The sequence below is a fragment of the Ruminococcus difficilis genome (assembly GCF_016680995.1).
In genome coordinates this window covers 1-2,441 of record NZ_JAEQMG010000001.1, presented here as the reverse complement: position 1 = coordinate 2,441, position 2,441 = coordinate 1, and the positions used below count along the sequence as shown (strand labels likewise).

5 protein-coding genes are annotated in these 2,441 nt (G+C 43.7%); all 5 read right to left on the bottom strand.

Going from position 1 to position 2,441, the window contains the following annotated elements; all coding sequences use genetic code 11:
- Positions 1 to 227: 227 nt before the first annotated feature.
- Genes rlmN through JKK62_RS00005 form a run of 5 tightly spaced genes read right to left on the bottom strand, consistent with a single transcriptional unit; the run spans position 228 to position 2,423 of the window.
- Positions 228 to 1,211, bottom strand: a complete 984-nt coding sequence (gene rlmN / locus JKK62_RS00025; RefSeq protein ID WP_002584956.1) for a 23S rRNA (adenine(2503)-C(2))-methyltransferase RlmN — start codon at positions 1,209 to 1,211, stop codon at positions 228 to 230.
- Between the two features lie 16 nt (positions 1,212 to 1,227).
- On the bottom strand, positions 1,228 to 1,485 hold the full coding sequence (locus JKK62_RS18045) for a cysteine-rich KTR domain-containing protein (protein WP_256435368.1): 258 nt from the start codon (positions 1,483 to 1,485) through the stop codon (positions 1,228 to 1,230).
- Positions 1,370 to 1,852, bottom strand: coding sequence for a hypothetical protein (locus JKK62_RS00015; protein ID WP_076917214.1), 483 nt, complete (start codon positions 1,850 to 1,852; stop codon positions 1,370 to 1,372). Before JKK62_RS00015 ends, JKK62_RS18045 begins: the two co-directional genes overlap by 116 nt.
- A gap of 33 nt (positions 1,853 to 1,885) precedes the next feature.
- Positions 1,886 to 2,164, bottom strand: coding sequence for a type II toxin-antitoxin system YafQ family toxin (locus tag JKK62_RS00010; RefSeq protein WP_021632616.1), 279 nt, complete (start codon positions 2,162 to 2,164; stop codon positions 1,886 to 1,888).
- Entirely contained in the window at positions 2,157 to 2,423 is a 267-nt protein-coding gene (locus JKK62_RS00005; RefSeq protein ID WP_033119556.1) for a type II toxin-antitoxin system RelB/DinJ family antitoxin, read from the bottom strand. The genes JKK62_RS00010 and JKK62_RS00005 overlap by 8 nt, the downstream gene beginning before the upstream one ends.
- Positions 2,424 to 2,441: the final 18 nt, after the last annotated feature.

Here is a 2,441-nt window from a genome sequence, read left to right as displayed (position 1 = left end):
AAGTGCTTTGCGCCCCTAAAGGGGAGGGGTTGCCGGAGCTGCTTCACTGCCGGCTCGTGCCTGCTGCTCTGCCAGCTCCGGAGGGGCGCTGCCCCTGCCGTCTGCGGACGGCTCCCCGACCTTCATCCCACCGATAAACTGGAATTGGTCATAAAAAAGCCGATAACACATAGGTTTTTTGACCTAATGCGTTATCGGCTCTGCGTCTATGCGTCTGGCACTTTTAATCATTTTTTTTTGAATTTATTATATGTGTTAGCTAACTGTCCACAAGCCGCGTTAATCTCTCTGCCATGAGAAACTCTCATAGTAACTTCAAGTCCTGCTTGCTCTAATTGATGTTTGAATGCAACTATTTCCCGTTTCTGTGGTGCTTTAATTCTTGAATTGCTTGTTGGGTTGTATTGTAACACGTTAATCATAACTTTTTTGCCCCGAAACCATTTTGCAAGTTGTCTTACATCTGAGGGCCGGTCATTTATACCCGGTAAAAGCAAATACGCAAAGACAATTTTGCGATTATGCCTTTCAGAATAGGATAAGGCTTGCTTAACAACATCTTCAATAGCATATATGCGCATGTGAGGAATAATACGATTTCTTGCAGATTGTGTTGCTGCGTGTAAAGATATTGTCAACTGAATTTTAAGATGTTCCTCGCGCAATTTTTTTAATTGATCGACCGGACCAACTGTTGATATGGTAATGCCGTCGGTTGGAAAGTTGAGCCCATATCTATCTCGGAGAATATGGATTGCTTTTATCAAGTTGTCATAATTGAATAAAGGCTCTCCCATACCCATAAAAACGATACGGTTTACTTTTCGACGCAACAATATAATCTGTTGTACGATTTCTGACGATGTTAGATTACGAACAAAGCCATTTCGCCCGGACTCACAAAAAATACAACCAACAGGACAACCGACTTGTGTGCTCACGCAAACAGTTCCACCATCTCGCCGCTTGATAAAAACCGTTTCAATGTATTTGTTGTCTTTCAGTTCGTAAACATACTTTTCAGTATCACTGCTTTTGCAAATATTTTTTACCAACATTGATAGATTTTTTTTGCGTGGTAATTGCTTATATAATTCTTCATATAAGGCTTTTGCTTCATTCTCGCCAATAACTTCCGACATTTCTTTGTAAGTAAATCCGTATGGATCATTCCGTACTTCCGCAGGCGTATATTTAGGTAAACGTTTCATTTTTATATCCTTTCTTCTAAATAATAAAAGTTTGTTTTTCTGTATTTTTGATTACAATCTCTAATTTTTCTACATCAATGATATGCGTCAATTTGCATTTAGGGCAGAAAAGAGGAAAATCTTTTAATACAGTATCAATTCCCGATTTGTCGTTCTGTTTAGTCCCCAAAGAACCTACTAAACCAGCTACGCTTTTGAACCGGTTCTGTCTCACGCTCCGGCTGATCGGCTCCGGACTTGCCGGAAAGAAGCTGCTGATGCATTGTCCCAGCATGGAGAGCCTGGGCCGCTGCCGCAGTCTGCTGTGCCGTCACCAACGCCGAGCTGACCTCCGCCAACCTTGCGTTCAGTTCCTCGATCTGCTTGTCCTTTACAGCAAGTTGCTCGCTTTTCCGGTCTAATTCTCCCTGCAGCATAGCGATCAAAGTGGTTTCGCAAGTTTCGCAACTTGCTTTCGCCTGTTGCGAAACTTGCTTTCGTTCAACACCTAAATAATGCTGATATATGGCGGTTTTTTGACTTTCGCTGATTGCGAAACTTCCTTTCGCATCTTTCGCAACATGGTTTCGCCTACACCATGCACGAACTGCCTGTTCCGACACGCCACATTCTATTGCAATTTCCGTTATTACACCCGCCAAATATCATCACCACTCTTTCATCCGGAGTTAATCTCAAAACAAATCGCTATGAGATCCCGTCCTTATCAATTTCAAAATCAAAGTCTGCCGAACAACTTTATAGACCAACAGCCAGTCCGGCTCGATGTGACATTCTCTCATGTCCTTATAATTTCTGGAATTAGTGAGAGCATGATCTCGATACGCCTCCGGCAACGGCTGCTCGTTACACAACAGCGTGATCACTTCCTCCAACTTCTTCGGATCGCAGCCTCTCTTGATCGCAAGCTTGTAATCTCGTTTGAACTGCCCCGAAAACTCCGGCTTAAGCATTCAGCGCCTCCATCAGATCTGCAACGCTATCAAACGGACCATACATATCCTCTCCCTTTTCTGCCGCCTCCATCGCCGCATAGGTAACAGCATTCGGCTCGTCAACCTTGACTTCAAAGGGAAGTCCATGACACCTAAGTGCCTGTCGATAAAAAATACCCGTTGCCGTACTCAAATCCATTCCGAGGGACTTAAAGAGAGCTGCCGCCTGTGCTTTCAGCTCCGGCTCCATTCTTATCGTCATATTTCCTTTAGCCATAATAGCACTCCTTTCCTC